This is a genomic window from Pyrinomonadaceae bacterium, from assembly GCA_036277115.1.
Classification (GTDB): Bacteria; Acidobacteriota; Blastocatellia; order Pyrinomonadales; family Pyrinomonadaceae; genus UBA11740.
The window spans coordinates 279,481-302,466 of sequence record DASUNM010000021.1 but is presented as its reverse complement, the minus strand read 5'-3'; the positions used below and the strand labels follow the sequence as shown (position 1 = coordinate 302,466).

18 protein-coding genes and 1 tRNA gene are annotated in these 22,986 nt (G+C 54.0%); 2 read left to right on the top strand and 17 right to left on the bottom strand.

All coding sequences use genetic code 11. The features are described 5' to 3' along the window. The first annotated feature begins 227 nt into the window (after window positions 1-227). Complete coding sequence (locus VFX97_05570) at window positions 228-1,469, top strand: ATP-binding protein (protein HEX5702666.1); 1,242 nt, start codon at window positions 228-230, stop codon at window positions 1,467-1,469. 516 nt (window positions 1,470-1,985) lie between these two features. Here VFX97_05570 and amrS read toward each other — a convergent pair. The 16 genes from amrS to VFX97_05490 all read right to left on the bottom strand — a co-directional run bounded on the left by amrS (window position 1,986) and on the right by VFX97_05490 (window position 21,491). Further along, entirely contained in the window at window positions 1,986-3,029 is a 1,044-nt protein-coding gene (amrS, locus tag VFX97_05565; GenBank protein HEX5702665.1) for an AmmeMemoRadiSam system radical SAM enzyme, read from the bottom strand. Then, on the bottom strand, window positions 3,004-4,677 hold the full coding sequence (locus VFX97_05560; protein ID HEX5702664.1) for a hypothetical protein: 1,674 nt from the start codon (window positions 4,675-4,677) through the stop codon (window positions 3,004-3,006). Before VFX97_05560 ends, amrS begins: the two co-directional genes overlap by 26 nt. Window positions 4,678-5,181: 504 nt before the next feature. After that, window positions 5,182-6,636, bottom strand: a complete 1,455-nt coding sequence (locus VFX97_05555; protein ID HEX5702663.1) for an FHA domain-containing protein — start codon at window positions 6,634-6,636, stop codon at window positions 5,182-5,184. Window positions 6,637-6,686: 50 nt separating this feature from the next. After that, window positions 6,687-6,944, bottom strand: a complete 258-nt coding sequence (locus VFX97_05550; GenBank protein ID HEX5702662.1) for a hypothetical protein — start codon at window positions 6,942-6,944, stop codon at window positions 6,687-6,689. Between the two features lie 92 nt (window positions 6,945-7,036). Then, the gene (locus VFX97_05545; GenBank protein HEX5702661.1) at window positions 7,037-7,828 is read right to left on the bottom strand and encodes a hypothetical protein; all 792 of its coding nucleotides are present in this window, start codon (window positions 7,826-7,828) and stop codon (window positions 7,037-7,039) included. Between the two features lie 65 nt (window positions 7,829-7,893). Continuing rightward, a complete protein-coding gene (locus VFX97_05540) occupies window positions 7,894-9,087 on the bottom strand; it encodes an AAA family ATPase (protein ID HEX5702660.1) in 1,194 nt (397 codons plus the stop codon). A 49-nt stretch (window positions 9,088-9,136) separates the two neighbouring features. Beyond that, window positions 9,137-11,428 carry an ATP-binding protein gene (locus VFX97_05535; GenBank protein HEX5702659.1) on the bottom strand — a complete coding sequence of 764 codons (2,292 nt, stop codon included), beginning with the start codon at window positions 11,426-11,428 and terminating at the stop codon, window positions 9,137-9,139. Between the two features lie 81 nt (window positions 11,429-11,509). Then, on the bottom strand, window positions 11,510-13,579 hold the full coding sequence (locus VFX97_05530; GenBank protein ID HEX5702658.1) for a hypothetical protein: 2,070 nt from the start codon (window positions 13,577-13,579) through the stop codon (window positions 11,510-11,512). An 879-nt stretch (window positions 13,580-14,458) separates the two neighbouring features. Further along, window positions 14,459-15,535, bottom strand: a complete 1,077-nt coding sequence (locus VFX97_05525; GenBank protein ID HEX5702657.1) for a hypothetical protein — start codon at window positions 15,533-15,535, stop codon at window positions 14,459-14,461. Further along, a complete protein-coding gene (locus VFX97_05520; protein HEX5702656.1) occupies window positions 15,526-15,756 on the bottom strand; it encodes a radical SAM-modified peptide, FtsH ternary system-associated in 231 nt (76 codons plus the stop codon). The genes VFX97_05525 and VFX97_05520 overlap by 10 nt, the downstream gene beginning before the upstream one ends. Window positions 15,757-15,763: 7 nt before the next feature. Next, entirely contained in the window at window positions 15,764-16,960 is a 1,197-nt protein-coding gene (locus VFX97_05515; GenBank protein ID HEX5702655.1) for a hypothetical protein, read from the bottom strand. 16 nt (window positions 16,961-16,976) lie between these two features. Then, on the bottom strand, window positions 16,977-17,858 hold the full coding sequence (locus VFX97_05510; GenBank protein HEX5702654.1) for a ubiquitin-conjugating enzyme E2: 882 nt from the start codon (window positions 17,856-17,858) through the stop codon (window positions 16,977-16,979). 20 nt (window positions 17,859-17,878) lie between these two features. Beyond that, a complete protein-coding gene (locus tag VFX97_05505; GenBank protein ID HEX5702653.1) occupies window positions 17,879-18,532 on the bottom strand; it encodes a hypothetical protein in 654 nt (217 codons plus the stop codon). A gap of 41 nt (window positions 18,533-18,573) precedes the next feature. Then, a complete protein-coding gene (locus tag VFX97_05500) occupies window positions 18,574-19,572 on the bottom strand; it encodes a TIR domain-containing protein (GenBank protein HEX5702652.1) in 999 nt (332 codons plus the stop codon). Between the two features lie 31 nt (window positions 19,573-19,603). Beyond that, a complete protein-coding gene (locus VFX97_05495) occupies window positions 19,604-20,749 on the bottom strand; it encodes a ThiF family adenylyltransferase (protein HEX5702651.1) in 1,146 nt (381 codons plus the stop codon). A gap of 7 nt (window positions 20,750-20,756) precedes the next feature. Next, window positions 20,757-21,491, bottom strand: coding sequence for a hypothetical protein (locus tag VFX97_05490; protein ID HEX5702650.1), 735 nt, complete (start codon window positions 21,489-21,491; stop codon window positions 20,757-20,759). 657 nt (window positions 21,492-22,148) lie between these two features. Between VFX97_05490 and VFX97_05485 the strand changes: the two genes are divergently transcribed. Continuing rightward, window positions 22,149-22,223 (top strand) — tRNA-Val (locus VFX97_05485). A gap of 116 nt (window positions 22,224-22,339) precedes the next feature. Here VFX97_05485 and VFX97_05480 read toward each other — a convergent pair. After that, the gene (locus VFX97_05480) at window positions 22,340-22,945 is read right to left on the bottom strand and encodes a hypothetical protein (GenBank protein ID HEX5702649.1); all 606 of its coding nucleotides are present in this window, start codon (window positions 22,943-22,945) and stop codon (window positions 22,340-22,342) included. Window positions 22,946-22,986 lie beyond the last annotated feature (41 nt).

Sequence of the window (22,986 nt, the reverse complement as noted above, 5' to 3'; positions counted from 1 at the left end):
AAAGCGTTCTTAGTACTTCGTACTTGGTGCCTGGTAAAAACCTACAAAGAACAGAGCACAAAGTACCAAGCACGGTTTATTCGCGACGAATGCCGATGGAACTACATGCCTTTAAGCACGAGGATCCGGGTTCGAGTCCCGGTGGCTCCAACAAATGCGGGCCATAGCTCAAGGGTTAGAGCACGCGTTTCATCAATTTTTGTCGTCGCGGTTTTTTGGTTACGTATATGGGCTTAGAGAATTTCATAGAGGAGGCTCTGCACCAACCTAACGACTATGTCGCGTACCACATCGGGCGCGAGTTGGCGAAGCTGCATCCCGAAAAGGCGATCATCGAAGGCGACACCGGGTCGTTTGACCTGGAGGCATTCGCCCGTGCCGAGAAGTGCGCGATCGTCCACGAAACATCGCTCTTCAATCACATCAAGACCGAGTGGGTGGCTCCCGAAAAGCCGGCGCGCCACTGGATCGAAAACTCCTGGCTGAACGTGCTCTGGAAGGGCAACCTGCTGGATGTCGTATTCGTGACTTTCACCAGCGGATGCTATCTCGTTCGTCACCACTGGATCGTGGCCGACGAGCGCGAGGTGGCCGACGAGTTCTTCGCCGAAGTGTGCGAATGGTCGTCAGAAGTACGCGGCGAAGTTTTGATTTTCCATGACGGTGAATGGATGAAGAACAAAGAACTTTACGAGTCAATCAAGTCCGCCACATTCGACAATCTGATTCTGCGCGCCGGTCTGAAGGAGGAGATTCAGACGGACTTCGCGCAGTTCTTCGCTTCGCGGGAGGTCTACGAAAGATACCGAATTCCCTGGAAGCGTGGCGTGCTGTTCATCGGCCCTCCGGGTAACGGTAAGACTCACACGGTTAAGGCGCTGGTAAATCAGCTTGCCCGGCCCTGCCTTTACGTGAAGTCATTCCGGTCCGAGTACGAAAGCGATCAAGAGAACATCCGGCGCGTCTTTGCCCGGGCGCGGGCGACGACGCCGTGTTTCCTGGTGCTCGAGGACGTTGATTCAATGATTGATGATAAGTGCCGTTCATTCTTCCTCAATGAGCTGGATGGTTTCGAAGCTAACACCGGGATTGTAGTCGTCGCGACGACCAACTATCCCGAGAAACTGGATCCGGCGATTCTCGATCGGCCGAGCCGTTTCGACCGTAAGTACACTTTCGATCTGCCCGGTCCTGGTGAACGCGCCGCTTATGTCAAGCTGTGGAACAATCAGCTGCAGCCGGAGATGCGTCTGCCCGGTGAGGCTGCGGAAAAGATTGCGCAAGGGACAGAGGGGTTCTCGTTCGCGTACCTGAAGGAGCTGTTCCTCTCGTCGATGATGCGATGGATGGCCGATCGAAGAACTGATTCGTTCGAAGCTGTGGTGCTGGAACAAAGAGCTTGTCTGCAGCACCAGATGGGAGCCGCGGAGCAAACAGCCAGGGAGCAAGCTAGTGCTGCATCAGCTTAAACAGACGCCTCGCTGCCGTCTCGTGACGAGAGCGCGAGACGTGGTGTAATCCAGTCCCTCCCCGGTTGGCGTGACGAGGCACAACCAATTCCCTGCCCGCTTAAGCTCAGTGATTGGGGGGCTCTTGCGCACACTCAATTTAATAGACTTATAGCCGCGCTAGAACTGTTTTGGGCTAGTATTGGCCACTGAGGGCAGTCTTTCTGATCGAAGCGTGTGCAGAAGTCGCGGCAACTCCCATATCGGCGCCCAGGAAGGGTCGAAGCGGCTTTCGCTCTGTTCAATCGTTTCTCGTGCGATCTAGGAATCGAAGTTCATCAAAGCCCGATAGGGACGCAAAAGGCGACGATTCATCGCTGACCTAAAACAACAGCTTTAACGCAAACTGCTACGGTCTTGAAGACCTGAATCGCCGCTCGGAAAGCACCCAGTCGTCAGATTCTCCTTCTAATGATCTGGAGTTCTGCCCAGCTATTTGGTGTATCGGTGAACGGTGCGCACCCAGTCAGCGGGGCCTTAATCGGCGGTTTCTGCAGACATCCGAACCCCGGGGACTCGCGTCTGGCAATTCGGACAACAGCCATCTTTTATATGATTGCTCATTAACTTGAATCCATGCCGCTGAATAATCGTATAAGCACAATTGCCACAGCTCGTGTTTTGCTTATGAGGGAGCGGCACGTTGCTCAGATATACATAACGCAACCCTTCCGCTAATCCAATCTGACGCGCCCGTTCGAGCGTTTCGATCGGAGTCGGCGATAGATGGCTCATTTCATAGGCGGGAAAGAATCGCGCCAAGTGCCAGGGCGTGTCGACCCCCAGATCATGTTTAATAAATCTGGCAATATCTGTTAACTCCTCGTCGGTGTCGTTCAAATCCGGAATGATCACGGTGGAAAGCTCCAACCAAACATTAGACGAGCTCAACAGTCTGAGGGCTTGTAAGACTGGTTGCAGCTTGCCTCCGAGGTGCTGATAAGTAGTCTCCTTGAACGCCTTTAGATCCACGTTGGCTGCATCCATGTACTGGGCAGCCGCCTCGAGCATTTCCGTAGACATGAAGCCATTGGTTTTGTGAATATTCAACAACCCGGAAGTTCGCGCCAGGCGCGAAACCTCTTCGACATATTCAAAGAAAATCGTCGGCTCGGTATAAGTGTAAGCGATGCTTTGACAATTGGACTGCAGTGCCTCGCGGACTATATCTTCGGGCGAGACTGTGGGGCCAGCGGCGTACTCGTTGGGCATCTGCGAGATTGCCCAATTGACGCAATATTGACAATGAAGATTACAGCCAGGAGCAGAAATAGAGAGCGCTCTGGAGCCCGGGTAAAAGTGGTAGAGCGGCTTCTTTTCCACAGAATCCACATTCCGGCTGGTAAGTCGGCCAAAGGAAGTCGTGTAGAGGACTCCGGCACGATTCTCCCGCACGTAACAAATGCCCTTCATGCCTTCGTCGATGCGGCAGAAATGCGGGCACAGTTGGCAAAGCACACGACGGTCCTCGAGCCGCCGATAAAGTCTCGCTTCCCTAAGCTGTGTCAGTTCCAAGGCCATGGATGCTGATCGGTATGGGCTTATCTCTCGGGCCGCTCTCTAGTTCTCTTGCGGCAGCTTGATAATTTTGGGCTGCATTGAATTTGTCCCCCGCCAATGCGAAGCACATCGCGGCGCTCAGGTAATCGCCCGCCTTTTGATATTCTTCGGCTCGACCTCTAAAAAGGTTTTCGGCATTAAGATTGTTATCTTGCGTGACCGGCCGGAACACGCTTTGGCTGGTTCGCTGATCTGCGTGACGGTCGGACCTCCAACTCGCGCCCCGCCCAAAAGTAGAATCTCTCAATCCCCTTATCTGCTCGCGGGCGCTGGCAAATGCTGAGACTCGTTCCGGTCGCGGTGGAGAGGTCCAATTCAATTTAGGCAGTTCGCGCTTACGGGCCAGCTCAAACTTTAAGGTGGAGGGATTCGTCTGCGCAAACAGTGAGCGCGAAAGAAGAGTGAACGCATTACGAGGCACGTCCAACCGGAACTCCTGAGCAAAGAAAGTATAGGTCTCTTCCTTTATTTGAAGGACCTGTGAAAGCAGCGACCATGGCAAGTCGGGTACAAAGCGTGACCGTACGGGAATAAAGAGACTTGTATCCTGAACTTGGCGAAACGGAACTCCGAATGGCAGCGATTCGAACTTCATGGCGGTGCCCATCAGCACGGCGCAATCCACTCCCAGGCATATTCTGTAGTCCGCAAAGATTTCGCCCGGAAGCCGGTGAAGTAAACGGCGGACCCATTCGATTTCGTCCAGTTTCAGCACTAACGCCGCAGTGGACGATAACGGCCCCGAGTCCGGTAGTAATCGCACGGGCAGTTCAAACTTCCGGGCGGGCAGATCAGATATCGGCCGCAACGTCGTCTCAGCCGGCCCCATTAACTTTACCGAGGTTAGGTTATCACCCTCAAAAAATGGTGGAATCGGCGATACGCAAGTGTTTGAAAAGTAAGAGCCAGCACTAAAAAACACCAGCGTGTCTGCTGCGAACACGTCGATGATGTGCCGGGGCAGACATGGATACTGATGCCGCCATTGGACGAGCACGTTCCGATCGGGTGCCTCTTCGACGCTGGTGAATACGGTCGTGTGTGGTAAACCCAACAGATAAGACAAAACAAAAGGAGGTACTCGATCCCCGGTAGGCGAATCCGGCCGCGGACTCACTTCCAGAAGCACCAGCGTTTTGTTGCCGGGATTTTCAAGCCGGGCAACACGAAACCGAAGATGATGGTCCTGAAAATAATTGACCAGCATGTCACACAGGCCAGCAAGTGCCACGACAAAGATTGTCGCCGGCTGCATGGGGCGATGCGTGGTTACGGGTGGAATCCGCAACAGGATCTGAGCGAGGTCGACTTCCTGCATGCGTGCTGCCGAGAGCGTATGGGTCCCATCCCGATCCACGAGATAGAGATCATTACCGCGGGGAGGCTCGATCGCTTCGGCGTCATACCCTCTGGGGGCGTCAGCATCACGGTAGCGAATAAAGGTCCTATTCTGCCCTACGAATAACATCCCCTGACTTAGAACCGCCGCGGCGCTGGCCTGGTCGTACAAACGCGAGAGGTCGCCCGGCTGCGAGTTAGGTTGGAGGAATACGAGTGCTACTCTTTCCTCATCCATCGTCCGCACGCTCACCTGTCCAGCAAGAGGCATCTCCTGACTAAGACACGCCAGCAATTGAGCCAATCGATCATTTGCCAAAGAGAGTTGGCGCGACGCGCTGTTTTGGGGCAACCAAATGACCCCGCTTCGACCAACTAGAATTCTGCGAGCGTCCGCAGTCAATCCGGAAAAAGTAGGCGGTTCATCAGCGCCGCTGGGCCGGGCAATCCGGTGCGGAGTTAAAGGAGCAGACGGAACTTTAGCTTGATTTTGAATCGGTGGCGTTGGGGCGCGAGGCAACTCGACCTTAGGCACCTTGCGAAAGGATATTCGACCGTGTTCCTCGCAGAAATCGGTGCCGGGCACGGCTCGATCGCTGCACCTCGCGCCTTCGATAACCTTATTGCACTGGCCCATGTCGTCTCCCTGAATATCAATAAGACTCAGTCGTCATGAGGTTCACAATTCCGCGCGCGAACAAATGGGCGTAGAGAATTCATGCTCAGATCAAGATCAAATGCTTCAGTGATGTGTCTCACGGTAACTAAAGACTAACTACCAGCGGCGACGGCCCCCCAAGCTTATTTTGATGCCGTTCGGCTGCAAGAAATCAAATTGAACGTTATCTGGCGAAATAATAATCGTCCCTCCTTTCACTCGGTTAACGACCCTAAACTCCTTGCTTGACCAGATGAAACGATAGTTATCGATATCTGAGCTCCCGTCGCGAAGCCTTTTGGTTGGAACATTGCTGACATATCTGGCGACGTTGAGACGCCCCACATTGCCGGTATTGGAACCATCGGATCTCACGAGATACTCAGCTGTCGGTGCGCCCCATCGAAACCAACCGGGCGAATCCGTCCATATCTGAATGCCGGTTTTCGTTTCAGGATGAACAAATATGACTTCCTTGGAGCCAGCTCGCCACACCGTCCAATCTCCAAAGCGGGCTCCCTGAGCCTCGCCCAGTTCAAATGTATCGGAAGTGCCGTTTGTCGGCAGTTCGTCCTCTGCCGGCACCCATTCTGAAAGACGGGATTCTATCTCGGCAACGAGCAATCTATTCTCGGAAACCGCAGCCAGGTAGTTCCAACCGATTCGGAGCCGTTCGTCGTTATGTTCATTTCCGAACCGATTCAGAGCTTCCTCATAGCCAATCTGAACCAAATCATAACGCCCGATCTTTGTGCCATAAACGGCGAGAGCCTCCCAGCATAATGCTGTCGTTAAAACGTCATGGTCGGACTGTGCTTCGACCAGGGACCTCGCTTCGGAATAAGACTCACTCGCTGCGGCAGAATCCGTTTGCATCATTGACAAACTCAGTGCCCTGCCCAATAAGGCGTTAACGCGAGCGAGCACATCATCCTGCCGGAGTTTGGAGAGCCATGCACTATAGGATTCCAGCGCTTCAGCATAGCGGCCCTGCGCCATCAATAAAGGCGCAGCCCGTTCGTGGTCGTGCTCCCTTAGATAAATTCTGAGGGCTTCGCTTGAACCTCGCGCCTCTGTCCAACATTCAGCCGCGGCTCGCCAGAGGCCGATTGCCTCGTAGGATTCAGCAGCACGCGTGAAAAGAACCGGCGCCAGCCAGATCGCATCCTCGGGGCTCTCGCCCAGCCAGTACATTAGAGTCTTTTTTTCGTCAATTACTTCGTTGCGATCTGTTTCCGATCTCGAAGCAGTACCGGCCTGGATAATCCGAACTCCCAAATCTACTAGATCGTGGAATTCAATTTCTGTAGTTCCAATCACGATTTGCGCCCCGCGGGACAGCGGGACTGTCGAACTGACGAATTCACCGTTGTAATACGTCCCAATTTCATCCGCGAGGTTAGTCAGCAGATACCGTCCCCTCTCGAACCGTACTTCCGCATGGACTGCCGCGCTCAGAGGATCAGTCAGACAAATGTCATTCAGGCGAGACCTGCCCATAGTCAGAGTCTCGCGTGCAAGCTCGTAGGCTACAGGTGTGTCACGAGGAGGAGTGACGACTAAGAATGGCATTGTTTCATCAAGGCGTCGTCCAGGAATCGGTGCCTGGATTTATTGCCTGGTCATTCAGGTTGCTCTTCGCGCCGCTCTTCGGGTACGGGCGCACCATCTGCGAGGGTCGGGGTGCCCGACTGCTGTTGTCCAGCATCGACGATTTCCGGGTGGCGCGCCAATCGGCTCGATACTGCCTTAGCTACGCGATCATGAAATTCCTCGCTCGCGTTAGGAGAGTTGTCATCGACAATAAACTCGACTATCTCCCCGGTATCCTTATTAAACTTAAACGAAACACGAACAGCAGGCCGATTCTTTTCGCTCATGATTGGTTCCTTTCGGCTGTTGGCGTCGTGTCACAACGGCCACACTTCGCCACGACTCACTGCGCGGATTCAACGCAGGACGAAACGATCGTTCAGTACAGTTCCAACTCAACATTAATGACTGAACCTGTCTGCTCATTGGTCAGGATCCTACCACCGTTCTGGCGCACCAGACTGATCAGTGTTTGACGATAAGCCTCGCCAACGGCCTGATTCATAATGTGCGAAGCGCGCTCTGCACCTTGCGCTAAGGTAACCCTCAGTCGATCGCGTAATGCCTCGCGCGTAGCTGCTTGTCGCTCGGCTAGTTGCTGCTCGGCGAGTATTTGGGCTTGGGTGCGCGCTTGGTCCCGCGCTGCTTCTAACTCAGATGCATGCTGTTGAAGATGTAACTCTTCGATGGCTTTGCTAAGTTTATGATCTGCGCTTTTCTGCGCTTCCTCCAGGGCGACACCTTCATCCCGGCCGCCCCAGTTATCATCAAAGTACGTGCCGACAGCTTCGACTGCAACCTCACCCACCGTAAAGCCTGAAGCTTCAACGGCAGCCCGGGCTTCGGCTGTCACGGTCTCGGTGAGTTGGGTTTCTACCGACAATTGGTGCGTGGCCGGATCATACATCATGGTCAGGTCTCCCAGATTGCGGTGAAATACTCCTTGCTGATCCCGATCCCAGGGCTCGAACTCCTTGAACTCGCCCGACAGTACTCGTTCCAGCATTGCCAGCGCGCTATCTCCCATTTCTTCATCGAGCGGCACTCGGGTGTTGATGCGCGCGAGTTCGGAAACGCTTCCGCTGACTGATTGAACCTGCTCAACCGTTTGTCGCCACGCGCTTTCGATGCATCGATTAAGCTGAATCGTTACTCTTCGCGGATTGCACATTTCTTGGTTCGTCCTTTCGAATTCGATTCGTCTGACCAGCCTCACAACGAGGCTAAAACCAACACTCACGCGGCGCCATTCAACGACTGTTGCTCGAGAATCTGCATAACAGCTTCGATAAGAGACTTGATCTTATCTATGAGCGCCACCCGTGTCGGCTCATCTTCAGTGTGGCGTAATAACTCCTGTCGCAGATGTTCCGCCTGACGTAGAAAATCAGCATAGTCAGCGTCGGTTCGAAGCTCCCGATGGCGGGCCTGGAGTATTTGTACATCGCCCCCTATCGCATCGATACCGCGTTCGGATTTCCATTGAACATCGGCATAGGCCTCGAGGTAGGGATCGACAATCGAGCGCAGATGAGGAATCTGATCAGGATTGTTCCACACATGTTTTAAGACCCAAAAGTCACCAGGATTGGCCTCAGTGCTCTTGCGACGAATCGCCGAAGCAGCTATCAACTTAAGCAACTTAATTACCCGACGATCGCTAAGGTCGATCCCCTCGGCGCGAATGCGGCGAATGACTTCTCGGTAATCCCTTCCGATTTTGTCAACGTTTACCTCATCAAGCGACCGGTGAAGAGTGCGCAGGGCGGCAGTAGTAGTGACATTCCCCAGCTCCATCTTATTGCCGCTACCAATGCGATCTCGTTCCAGTTGCCAGCCACGGCTAAACAATTCGCCAAACCTTGCTTCCTCCACATTGTCGGTCCACAGGCGGACCAGAAACCGATCGTAAAGCGCGGCCAGCGAAGCGTCGTCGGGCACCTCGTTGCTGGCGCCAATGGCGCAAATCAGCGGCACGGGTTCCGGCCTGCCGCCGTTATAAAAAACACGCTCATTGAGGATAGTCAGCAAAGCGTTGAGAATGGCACTATTGGCCTTGAAGACTTCGTCCAAAAACGCAATCTCGGCGCGCGGCAACATTCCGTCCGTAACCCGCCTGTGACCGCCACCTTCCTGAAACGCGCGAATGTTGACCGGGCCGAAAATCTCATTGGGCTCAGTAAAACGAGTGAGAAGGTATTCAAAATAGGCGTTACCAGTCTGGCCGCCGTCAGTACTGCACAACAGAGAGAAACGCTTGATCAGTTCCGATTTGGCGGTACCTGGTGGCCCGATTATCAACACATGTTCCTGGGCCACGGCGGCCGTGGCAATCAGTTCCACAAGCTCGTCTTTGCCAACGAAGGCGCTCTTCAGCAGCCCCGTAAGATCTTCCACGCCAACCAAACAATTGAGCAGTTCCTGTCTCATGAGATACTCCGACAAACTGAGAGTGCCGAGCCTGCTAGCACTAATCTCTCTATCCTCGGCCGCGCCGCCCGGAAAGATGTACCGATTCTCTTTCGTCTCGGCGTTTGTTAATTAAGCCAATCTTTTGACCGAGATAGCGGGGAGTGATTAGTTGCCCCTCCATGTAATGCTCGAGACTAGCCTCTTGAAAGATGGCCCGGATTTCGTCGTTATTGAATCTAACCGTGTATTCCGCAATCAGGTCCATTACCGCCCCGAAAAAAGCCTCTGGGGCAAGTCCGTCTTGTTTGCTCATTTCATGTGACACGACATCAAAAATATCGCGCAGGTCAGTTCTCATCGGTAAGAGTGACGCATCGCCCTGGGTGGCGCCCGGATCCGCTTCGATCGTGGCCAGGTCAACCCCATAACGACTACCTATTTCGGTTAACCGCTCAGTCATTTGAGTGAGCAATTCACTCTGTTCCTGGTCAACTCTCTTTTGCCTGCAGTTCTGAATAAACGTGAAAAAGCCACGCACGTCGCGAATGAAACTCGCCTGCCGTTCTTCAGCGGCGTAACGCTTCTGGTAACGTGGATGGCTGTTGAATAGCTCACTGAGGAAACCTTCGGGCACCTGGGGATCGCCTTCCCCGCTGCCGCTCTTCTCCCACTCATTCAGGTATTTGGTCGCGAGCAGGCAAAGATTCTTCAGTAGTTTGTCTATGCCGAAATTCGCCGCGTGAATCTCTGCCACGCGATGACGGGCGACGTGATCTGGAAGCCCAATCTCGATCGGGCGCAACCGCGACGGGCGAAGTAAGGCCTCATCAATTATATCGATACGATTTGAAGTGCCGATGATTAGCACTGCCTGGTCTTGCCTGAACCCATCCAGTTCAGTTAAGAACTGCGCCACTACTGCATTGTTGGCGCGCGCCCCACCATCAGAGTAAGTGCTGCGTTGGCTGGCAATACTGTCAAACTCGTCAAAGAAAACTACGGCCGGTGCGTTGCGACGGGCCGTCGCGAAAATCCGACGCAAATTATTCTCGCTCTGTCCCACATACTTATCCATGATCTCAGGGCCTGAGATCATCTGGATCGTGGCATTCATTTCGTTGGCAATGGCTTTCGCGAACAAGGTCTTACCCGTTCCGGGCGGACCATGAAAAATGAAGCCGCGCGGAATAAGATCGCCGCGCTGGCGGTCACTGATTCCTTCGATCGGGCCGGCTACCAACATGATTATCCGGCGCAGCTGATGCTTAACGCTTTCATAACCGCCGATATCGTCGAAGGTCGTGTCGGGAATCTCGATTTCGTCATTCGAAGAGGTCTTGAACTGGCGTATCACACGGTAGATGTCGTTAGGCGAGGATCCCGCCGCCACTTTAGCCCCGACATAATTCATGGCATGTCGAAATTGAATTGCATTGAGCCCTGAAACATTCTTGTACAGCCCCTCCGGATCATATTTCGCAAAGCGGGCATGCTCTTCGCGCGTAAGCAGGCGCGTCACCGTATGTGCAGAGTGTTTGCCGTCCAGAGAGATGTAGCGCGGCAGTCCCGTAAGCGAAACATGAACGGCCAGCCGGTCAGTCAGAACCTTCTTCGCTTCCAGCGAAGGATCAAGGAAGGCGAGTAACTGCGGCTTCTCACCCTTGGCGCTCCGTTGATAGAGGAGCTCGATCATCGGCGGCGTATCCAGTAAGTCCAGAGAACGCAGCACCAGTACTTCGCCCGGCTTCAAGTTATGGATGACTACCGGCAGGTTCGCCAGCGGATTGGCTGGCCCACCCTGAAGCGCCTGTTCCAGTTTCTTCTCGGCTCCCATTCGGGTTCCATCCGGTTGCGTGGTATCGAGCACCACCTTTTTGCCGGCCTGACTACAGACAAACTCGTATATGAATTCTGTGAGGATCTTGTCGCAACTCACGAGCACTGACAGACCGTTGCGTAGATAGTCAGCAATGGCATCCATTTCGTGACGGTAAGCGGTCCGGACGGCGCGATTGTCGGTAATGTCTTCGGGAAATTGATAATTGTCGGTTCCGATCCCGATGACATCTAGTTCTCCCGACTGCTCCTGCTGCCATAAGTCATCCAGTTCAGACCCCAATATCCTGGTGTGGGCCTCGCCTTGCCTTGAGGTCTCGGACTCTTCAAGTCTTACTGGAAAAAGCAAGAAAGCAGACACAGGTAAACGCTGTTGAGATACTGAGGGTCCTCCATTGGCTGGAAAGCGCGCGGGATAGATCTTCAAAAACTCGCTCAACTCTTCTTGCGGATTCGCCGCCTGGTATTGTCGGGCGACTTCAAACTTATCGCCCAAATCCAAGCGCAAGATAATTCGCTCCATGTCTAATTTCCTTCTTCAAACTTGCCTGTTGGTGCATTCTTTGACTGAGCGCTGCTTTAACCAATCAAAACCTGAAACAAACTACTGCTCAACATGTAAAAACCGGTAGTTTCCACGCCAGCTGATTGGCGTTCTGGGACGCCTATCGGAAAGAACTCCCCGCGGCACCACCTCATCGTTGTCGGAGTGGGACGAGATTTCGCTTTCCTCATACTCGACAACATCAACCTGCAAATCATTTTCCGAGACGGCCCCAAAGCCTTCAGCAACTCTGCCGCGGGCGATAACTCTGAATTCGATTTGAGATCCTTTTAATGCATAGGAACCGCTGAGGCTGGGAGGAAAAGGACTCTCCCTACGCAACCATCCGTGAATCCTGGGAAGATCAACTTTCCCAACAAAAGACGCGCTCTGAAGGGTGCCGTCCTGAAAGAACCGCAGTACATTAATGCGTTCCTCACTGATCGATGCAAAATAAATACCGTCAAAATGAATCGCGGCGACCGGTTTCGGCATGACCGCTGGTTTCGACTCTGGCGCCACAAAGATCCTCTTGGGCGCGTCCATACCGGCCCACATTAGCTCGCTGCCGATCACCTGGTGCTGTCCGAATGAACGCGCCGCCGGGGGATTTCTCCTCCTGCCTGAAGCCTCATCTTTACCGATCCTGATGAACCAGGCTTGTTGTTCAGCCTGACTGCGCACGGCATTGTAGAGATCGCGATGCGCCGCGCAGTCGTCGGCATCCCAATGCTCGCCAACGATCCACATTACTTGCAGCGTGCGATACCGTTCTGACCATTCCCGCAACTGAGCCAATACTGCTTCCAGCATCTCTTTCGGCCGCAGGCTGGACCGGTCGCGATGGTAGAGCACCCGATGGACATCGGCCGGTCGCAGCATCGTCGCGGGCTCGGTCCAGGCACTCCCCACAAAACTCTGTTGGACCTCATACCCACGCCGATGCATTGTTTGCGCAAGCGCAAGCGTGAGCGCTTTGGCCAGCACATCACCATCACCCAGCAGTTCCAATCCAGACTGCGTCACCAGGTACACCAGTTCGCGAGACCGCTCGCGCTCGGTCTCACGTCCATAGTAAAGCGCTTCCTGGTTCAACAACCGGTGTAATAACACATCACTCGGATAGGCCAGCTCTGTGGGAACGAGGCTGTCCAGACTACCCTTATTAGTAATGCCGGCGTAGCCGCCCATCGCGTACGTCTGAGAACCTCCACCGCTTCGGCACTGACTAATTCTCGGGATCAAACGCAACATCTGCGTTAGTGACTGCTGTACTGCCGGCGGCACGTCAAGCAGACTGAACAGATCCAGCAACTCGCGCGGGTCGGGAGCACCGGTGAAACGTGGCCCATACTGGTTCAAAAACCGTAGTTCATCGGGATCAAGCCGCCGCAGGTTGGTCTCAATCTTTGCCTTGGCCTCTGCCGGCAGCAAAGCATTCAACCCAGGACGTTGCGCAGGATCGGTCTGGCGCCACAGATCTTCCGGCTGGGCACGGTCCAGCTCCGCCCCCAGCGCTCGCGCAAAAGTCACCACATCTGTATGTTCCGACATGCTGTATTCAGCCGAGAACTTTATGCCCTCAATCAAACGGGCGATCACGACCCCCGCCATGGAGTCTGAAATGTCCCAGCTACTTACTCTGCGCAGTAACGGTTGCACTGATAAGCGGTTCAGGAAATCAAGGTAGGCTGACGTGTCCACGTCCATTGGCAGAAATCTGGGCCGTGCCACTGCCGCCTGCGGTTGGGTTAGCAGCGTTCCCAGGTCTTGCACGATAAAAAGTGGCGGCGTCGACCCAATCGTCGCCGCTCCCCGCAGCCAGGAAGCCGGTCGTGACGGCGTCGGAGGGGTCGCGTGCGCCAACGGCAAAGTCAGCAGGTGGGCGTTGATTGCTTTTCGATTTACACTCACGGGTGTTACCCGTCGCATAACCGCGGACGTTTCAGTCGCGCCCGTCAAATTAGTTATCGACGAGATATCCCAGATTTGCAGTGCGCTGAGAGTTTCAGGCGGAAAGCTCGCCAGGAGATTTCCATCAGGGCTAACCGCCAAGGCTCGCGTCGACCACCGATCATCACGCTGGGCTGGAAGTTGGGGAATCGCGTGAATGACTTCTCCCTGTTCCACGTGCCAAATGCAAACTCCCAGATCGGACTGCTGCGAGCGGGAAAACAGCAAACTCCCGTCCGGACTCCAGGCAACAGCTTTTAAGGAGCGACCGGGAGCTTTGAACACTTTCAGGAGTTGACCGTCTCGCGAATTCCACACCCGCACCGTATTGTCTCCGGAACCGGACGCGAGGAGCTCCTTGTCGGGTGAAAAAGCAACGCTGGTCACGGAAGCGGAATGGTCCGTCCGACGCCAGAGCAGTCTACCGCTCTCGACCTCATAAACAGAGACAGCGTCGTCATCTGAACCAGCCGCAAGCAGCTTGTCGTCACTCGAAAAATTGACGCTATTGACCGCACCAAAATGCGTTGGACGCGTTCCTTCCACAGGAACGCGAAAATTAACCAAGCGTACTGGATTACCCCAACGAACTTGTGACACACGAATAGTTTGTGAACACGTCGCCAACAGTTGCCCAGTCGGAGACACGGCGACGTTGATACCGAAACCGCCAAAAGGCTCGGAAAATTCTACCTGTCTCCTGGTTTCGGTTTCCCAAATGCTAAGAGAGCCCCTGCCACAGCCGACCAAATACACTCCATCGGGAGAAAAGGCACAACCAAGCACTTCAGTCTCTGAAAGGATATTCTCTTTTGTGAGTTTCTCGTCCGAATCGAGATCTATGAGCCAAACCCCTTGCGCGCCAACCGCGATCTGTCGACCATTGGGAGAGAAACTGACGCAGCTTATATGGCTTGAGTCTGTGAGGATCCGGCGAAGAGGAAGGATCTTCTCAGCGCGTTTTCGTAATGTGGCGACGGTGAGAGCAGTCATATCGCGTCCACGTTTCTAAAACAGATCGGCGAGGCTCAGTTGCCTACGTTGTTCCGCTCGATTTCATTCGAAGGTTACTTCCCCAAATGAAATTCCGGTGTCACCATACGTGATGTACGGAAGAACACTCTGCATAGAGCTGGCAAACGGTAGGGTGAGCAGCTGGTAGTCCTTGGGCAATCCCTCTTCGGCGACAATCATATTTACCAACGGCTGGAACTTTAGAAAGTATTCGTTGCCCCAGCGATTCACTCTTATGGCCGCTTCATTGTCACCAGGCACCCGCACAAGCTGTTCAATTCTGCTGAAGATCGGCCAAACTCTGGTTTGACCACCCGATGGTTCGTCCTTGAGTTCGGCACGAAAGTAGTCGTATGCCTCGTAAAATTCCAGACAAAAAGCACGATGCTCGTCCCGGCGCCGAAGGGCTTCCAAAACCAGGCCCACATTGCGACAGGCGCGACGGGATTCAGGCATCACTAGCCACCGATGTCTTAAGGCCCTGGAGATGTCCGGATTTGACAACAAAGCGCCAACTGCGTTCATCCACTCATCGTCGCTTCGCCATACATCCTTGATCACAATTTCGTTCGGCTGCCATCGGGGCAGTAGTTCTTTAGCCAGTGTTAAGAGCGCCGCGGGAGTATGGGTGTCAAGAAACCAAAGCGTGGCGAGCGGGCTGCGTTCGATAAGCGCATGCAGGTTTCGTCGGCCTTTCCGGGCATCCTTCTTAACCAACGCCACGGCGCGGCTCAACAATGCCTGATAGCATAAGTTTTCGGTTACTCCGCTCGCAGCCGGCAACGTTCGAATCAGCGCGACGGTGAAACTCTCTCCAGCCTCTTGAAGCGCCTTGTCTATTAGAGAGTTGTTAGTTGCCAGGGCAACTCCGAGGATCCAGGTAGGAATCTCCAGTTTTCCCCAACAGGCCGGATCAAGACTGATCTCAGAAGCCAGCGATTCCAGGCAACGCTCGATTGTCTTGATGAGAACGGCGTTTGGCTCGCCATACAGTTCACGTAAAGCATTCGCCTCGGCAACTAGCGGCCGCCGCGCTCGCGGGTTCCCTTCAGCCACAGACGAAAGGAACTCAAACAGCGCCTGCTGTAACGAGGCATTGCTTTCCGGAGCTATCCACATAACATCCTTTCGATTTCGTCAGCTCCGGCACTGGCGAGCAAGTCCTCGACTAAATCCGCATACATACTATCGCCCAGGATTTCGATGCCATCATCCGTAATGCTCAGACGCAAACGGATTCGCTTTCTCTCCGGTTCCATGTAATCTGCCTCGGTAATCAGATCCGGAAGACTAGCCACAAAGAGCAGTTTCGGTTTGGCACTGGCTGGTTTATCAATCATGTTTCACTCACTCACCCGGCATTGGATCATCACCCGCCATTGGATCAAAAACACGAAACGAACATTCGACAAGGTCGCCTTCAGTTCCGCGTTGAAAGCACCGAACTGTGCGTGTGCTGTTGTGTATATTTACCAGGATGGCGACTTGCCATGGCTTGGTCAGAAATCGACGGTGCAGATCCTGGTCCATTCCTGAGAGGCCGAAATCGCTGGTCGCCTCAAACAAATGCGTATGAAACCAGGCAACAATCTTCTTGTCTGGATAGTCACGATCGCGCCGCCGCGTGATTCGGCTCCATGTTTCACCAGTGAACAGAAGTGATCCGGTTTTCCCCCAGACCGCCTCGGCCTGAACGACCTCAGTAATCTCAAGCAGCCAGCGAAACCCAGGCTCGTCTTCGCTTACACTGCCCTCTGATTGCCGATAAGGAACTCCAAGCAGGTAACCGCCGTCCTCAACCGAGTTGCTTAGTTCCAAGTCACGATGAAGCGCGTCGTAGACGTTGGTGCTCAGCATAATGGCGCCGTCCGCTGGGCCGTCAGGACCATGGGTAACCGTGTCGCCGTAACTTACGAGGGCCCGAACAGGTAGCGGCGCCGCGGGCAATTTGTGAAACACCGTGCGCTCCCGATCATCGGACAGCAACGGCAGCTTGAATACGCCCTCGACCTTATAGATGTTGGACGGCAGGAGATCCGGGCTCATAACGTTGACCTTTTTGGCGGACGTGTCGACGGCGTAATAAACGGTGTCTGCCGGCCCTAATTTCCCCCGCTCGATTAACCGGCGCGCCAGAAATTCGGCTCCGGCGAGAAAAATGTCATCGACGCTATAATTTCCCTGATAAATGCGACGCTGAAACTCTAATAATTGGATTGTGAAATATTTTATGTGCGCCTGCGGATGAAGGGACAATCGCGGCGGCGGCTCTTGTTCCGGATCATAACGTGTACTGTAAAGTGAGGTTGCTCCTTCTGGTCGCAAAGCCCTTCCCAATTCCCCTTCGTGAGAGCAGTGCGGAGTCAGCAGATACCAGGGCTCCCGAACGCGCTCGATCGCTTCCGGCAATGCCTCCTTGAAGATACGATTCGCAAAGGGAGCAGCTACCGCGACCGGCAGTGTCACGGTCGCGCGTGTTTTGAGATCGCGATCATAGAGAACGATCAGGAAACTTCGAACGGTTTCTATATGCGAGTCACCCATTGCCAGTTACCGGAGGTCAAACGCGATCGATCGGCTTAAAAGTGATACGCACTAGCGGCTGTGCAATCCCCCACTTGCTCGCCAGGTCGTCCAGGAAATCCTGCACAGGTCCCTGAAACGGAGAACCACCGATTTGATAAATGTAATCCCAGTGGTCAGGGTCCACGGCCCACTGTCCGGCCTCAGCGTTAAAACAATTTGTCGCATCGAAATTCCGCCACTGCACCATTTCCGCCAACATTGTTACTAGTCGTGATAATCCGAGCCCGGGGAGATATCGGTCCATTAATATGCCAAGACAAACCATTCCTTTGTCTGCATTGATGTTGGGATGAAAGATCGGAGTGAGCCAGCGTACTCTCGGTGCCTCTCTCGGGTATCCCGCACCCAGTTCGATCTCACAACGATGCTCCTCGCCCACGATGGGAGTATGTCCATCTGCTTTCAAGCCGACGAAACTTGGATAGTTGAGGCTGACTTTATAAATGGTTGGGACATTGTTGAAATAGTTTTCACCTTCAAATTTGATGTGTTTGTTCCACTCCGTCAGCTCGGTAAGCTCATTATAATCCGCCGTTAACGCCTTGATGCGCGCATCCTCGCTGACGACGCCTGCAATCGATTCGGGAAACACCCGGAGGGTGGCGCCATTCCATAAGCCCGCATCGCCGACGTTCTGTTCGCCGCGCAACCGCTTGGTTCGGTCAGGCTTTTCAGGATCAACCAAATCAAGAACAGCCCGTTGACTTCGCCCTCGTCCATCCGTCCTCGGCCATCCTCGCTCCTCGAAAAAATCGTAGGCCAGTTTGCTAAGTTGCGTGGTTGACGAAACCTCACACTCGAATCGCTGTCCATCGGGCGATTCAATATAAAGAAGTACATTTTCGTTACTAGCCATGAGGATCACCTGAGAGTTACTCAATCCGAAGCGCTACCCGCGGGCGGCACTGGCTTGAAAGTAATTGCCCGTTGCGTCTCGCGCTGGGGTGCGCTCGCTAAGGTGGTTAAAGTGCGTTCCAGTTCTATTACTTTGCCTTGCAAATCCTTGTTCTCGCGCACTGTCTGTTCCAGTTCAGTAAGTCGGGATTGTAGGGCCTGATTTTCTTCGATCAATCTGCCACCACCGCTCAGAAACCGCTGCACAGGATTGTCGGGCTCTTCTGGGTCGGTGCGGATTCTCACGATTAACTCCTGAAATTGCTCTCGAAATCTGGAGATTTCCCTTGCTTCCGAAGAATAGGTAATCAGGCTATAGGGCTTGAAGTCATTCGGGATGTTGGCATCGCGCTGGCTAATTAGGATTGTCCGATTGGAACGGGCGTGGCGCACACCAAGCTGATAATACGCGCGCGGGTCACCGCATTCAGAGACATCGACTACGGCCAGTTCGGCCTGAATAAGCTTTGAAAGGATGTTGTCGATGAGGGCGCCTGGTTCCCCCATCACTTGACCCAGGTCACACTTGAATCCCCTTTCTATAGCGATGGGCTGAATGAGCACATCATACACCCATCGCCAGTCGTTCAGTTTAAGCTTAGGTGGTGGAACCACGTAGCAATAGTCTTTGATCACGGCTGGCTTCCTTTCATCGCCGCACGATTCCAATCATGATTCTAAGATTTGGCGACAACCCGCAGGTGCGCGCCGTTCTGAACGCGTTCGTCATAAAGCGTCGAATCGCCTCGCAACAGACGGTGATTCGGCACTCCGGCGCGAGCTAACAATTCTACAGTTGGCTCGCCGGCGGACCTCCCCAGATTACTCATGAACTCAGCCGCCAGTCTCTTGACTGGCGTATCGAGCAAAACATTTGTAACGAACCGATGACCCGCATCATCTTCCACAATCAACCCTACGGACGAGGTCGGCAGAATTATGTCTTCAACCAAATACAGGGTCATGTCGTCGCTTATACCAGCTTCGGCCAGTGTAAGAGTGTTATCCAGAGGCGGACCGTCCGGTTTCAATTTCAACCGATGTTGGACAAAAGCGGGATCGGCCGTCGCCGGCCATTCATGAACGAATTCAGCTATCAGGTGTGCTATTTGCACGTTGGCCCGCACGGTTGTTTCGAAACGTTGGCTCTGCCGCGTCATTAAGTAGAGACGTAGGTCTGGAACCGGCGAGACGGTCTTAGCATGATCATCCGGCGGGTTGGCCTGCATTCTCGCCGACACTATGTCGGCAATCTCGTACGCGATCGCTGTAAGGTATTCGTCGGCGTGGGCTCCGCCGTCACTCCACACTGGAATGCCATTCTTTGGGCGAACATTCATTTTGGCCAGCCAGTCAACTCTTTTCCAGGGACAATCTCGGGCAATTACGGGAAATGTTACCAGACCCTTTCTGGCTCCGTACTCGAGCAGAATCGGGACCTCTTTGTTAAGGATAAACTCCGACGTCAGGAAATTGGCAGTGATCAGGAATATGGCCACCTGTGCTTCAGCCATCGCTGCTTCTATTTCTTTCTGCCAATCTGAACCGCCGCTGATTCGATCATCGCTCCACAGATCGATTAGGCCAGCGCCACGCAACACGCCCAAATGTAACAACAACGCGTTCTTTTCTTTTTCGTCTGCGTGACTGTAGCTGATGAAAACCTTCGATCCCACCGCATCTCCTCCCGCCAAGATATCTGTTGCTCTAGAACCAGAACTGCTCAAGATCGCCGGTAAGTTCGTATAGCCTTAAGCCTCGCTCGCTGCGCGCTGCCAGCACCTCACCGGGTGGCACACCCAACTGGGCAAGAGTTCGGTCCAAATAAGAACTGCGCCCATCAACCCTCGAGAGAATCTGGGGTTTCCTTGTCTTGCCGCACCGAGGACAAGTGATTCTCGCTTCCGCGATCTGCGCCAGCAGCGAATCTACATCTTCGGTAGTTCTGCAATTGTCACAGATAAAGCCCAACAGAAAATCTCGGCCCAATTCCAGGATAGGCGGGCTTCCGAGTTCGGTCTCCGCCCGTCGTAATAACTGCCCAGCCGTTGTCTGATTTACTCCGCTTTCCAATTCATTGACCTCACGATAAGGATCGTGGTTCAGACATTCAAGCGAGCGCGGCAAGGTCGAGCGGTGCATCGCTATCTTCAGCCCGTTGTAAACCACCGCTTCGCCGGCGTCGACGTTCAAACCTGAGAGATAACGAACTGTCTCCTGGGCCAGCAAACCGCCGATGATTGATGCGGTGAACGCCGTCGTCGCTTGTGGCTGGTCGTTGGACTCATTTCCGTCTCGGGAGAATCCGGTACAGGATAGCCTTTCAAAGATGCGCTGCCGACTATCAGCGTTTAGCGTGCAGTCAAAGCAGGGGCCCTCCCCGGCCATGAACCAGCGCACCTCGCCACCCAATGCCCACATCCCGCCATCCAAAAAAGGAACTCCCGCCAGTACACTGCTGAGTCCGACTCGAGAACGCGCTGCCAGATTGTCGAGGCAGCCCACTACAATATCCGAGTGGCGATAGAATCCAAGGCCCAGGTCATGAAATAAGTTGCCGTCAATGGCTCGGAGATCTATATCCGGATTAAGCCGTCTCGCAGCATTGACGGCGGTGCTCGCCTTCGGATACCCGACATCAGCATCGCGAAAAAGAACCGAACGGCTGAGGTTAGAGATCTCAATCCGATCGAAGTCAACAACCAGTATTTTGCCAATTCCCAGGAGCGCAAGATTCTTGATTAACTCGTTTCCCAGTGCTCCGGCGCCCGCAACCAGCACCCGTGCCTTCTGCAATAGAGTCTGATCCCAACCTTGAATTCCTTTTTGGCGCTCATATCGAATCGAATCCATTTCAAAACTAGCGACCATCGCGGTTTGCAGTCCCTGCTATGCCGGCGCCTGTTACCGGACAGTAGTCGTGCCCCTGCGAGCCATTCCAGTCATTCCAACAGGTGAGGTGACGATAAATATCGTCATGAAAATGTCCATTGCATTTTCCGCACGGACATTTGACGACCCGATCGCCGGCCCGGATCTGAAAGCGACACCATTGACACCAATACCCAATAATCGGCGAACCATCTTCCACTTCGAACAATGGTTCCTGACCGTAAGGCATCCAAACTTTCTCGATCCCTCTTAAGAACTGCGTCGAGATGTGGGCTATCCGACGGCATTGCAATTGTTCCGTCGCGCTTTCATATTCGGGAAACCTGCCGGACCATCGGTAGGGACATCCAACTTCCCACGCCTCGGCTATTGGGTCGTAACGCTTAGCTCCGCACACCGCGGCGTTTGCGAACCGCTGTCGCCAGCAATAGAAGCGGTACTGATTATCATCATGATAAGCGCGCTCGCACAGTGGACACAGCCGCACGACATCTCCGTCACGAAATTTATGCTTGCAGCAATAACAGGTACGCATGTACCACGCCGAGTAAATCGTGGTCGTTCGCAGGGCCAGTTCCGGTAAGTCCGCGTTTGCAGGATCACGCGAAATCGCTACTCCCAGTTCAATCTCCTCGCTGAGCAGCTTCGTCACGTGGTGGCGAAACGGGGTCTTCGATCCTGGCGCCTTTCGTGCTCCTTGCATACAGAGCCTAGGTTCTATCTCTGCCTTCTTCTAGAGTAGTAAGGACTGCTCAGGCCATTGGGGGCCTCCCCAGGGTGTGTCGGCAAGGTAACTTGATTAAACCAAACCGGGATCAATGAAGAACCGATGGAATTAAGGGATGCCCCTCGAACGGCCAACGTTAGAGCAGGAACTCTATGCTCGATGCTGCGACCTGTCAAGACTAATGTGCAAAGGCGGTTATCGTCTCTGCTTGTCACATTTCGACATCGCTTCTAGCCTTTAGTTAGCGCTGTTCGTGATCGATGTTTTTGTCCGGCAAGAGCGTTTGTCAGCACCTTGGATAAGACGTTGTGTTTAGCGTTATCGTGAAGAGATTGATCCAAGATCATGCAGATCTCCGGTCGAACATGTCAGTCCCAGAGGTATGGCCTTGCGATTGAACCTTTGAGTTGCCCGACCGCAGTCTGCGCAGGGTCGTGCGTCAAAACGAGAAAGGTCTTTCGATAATGATTGCGATTGAAACTGGTTGGTGTTGGCACATGGCTCATAGCTAGCTGTACCCGCTTCCTGGCGCAAGGCTGGCACGATCGTATAACATGCCGACGCTCGCGGTCAGATTTGGGGTTAGATCTCTGATCCACAGGCCGCGCACCCATTGATTCTAACGAATTTATCGCCCGCTTGGCTCAGTGGTAGAGCACTCGCTTCACACGCGAGGGGTCACTAGTTCGAATCTAGTAGCGGGCACCAAAACACGAAAAAGGGCGGCCAGGCTACTGGTCGCCCTTTCCATTTTCGGTAGTGGGATAAGTCTACAGACTTACCCCACTATCCCATTTTCAGTTCATGACGCTGCCACCCAATTACTAAAAAATCGGGTGACTACCGCCACGGCTGTGATCCGCAGTCTGTGAGTAGAGCCGCCGGTCGTTGTGATACAGAATCAGGTGCTCACCTTCGTACCGCACGACGTTTGATATTCGTTGCCAGTCGCGCTCGTGCTCAGCGATGACAAATGCTGCCGGACTGTTTGCCAGCACCATCCCCGCCGCAAATACGTAACCACCCTGATCGTAGACGCTACCGCGGTATTGGTTGGCGCCCACTGCGATATCCGGAGAGTACTGTCCGCTGCTGTCGCGCGTGCGATCCGCCCGACCGATAAACACGGTGTAGTCGCGGTAGTTGAGTCGCGAACGATAGCCCTTGCGCGCGGCGGCGGCAAACAAGTCCGCGAACCCGTTATCGATCGCCCGTATCACTTCAGGCCGTGGCGCAACTCGCGCAACGACAGTAACGCCGCGCGGTGTCGTCGTGGCCACTGTGAACCGGTCGCCCGTCACCTGTTGAGCGCGCGCGACCAAACCCTGGTTGACCGAACCCTGGCGTTGCATGTACGGCTGAGCTGTAACAACCGACACACTGCCGAGAACCATTAAGAATGCACTGATGATAAAGTTTTTTGTCTTCATTTTACTTCTCCTAAAACGCCGCGACCCGCGCTTGGGGGCAC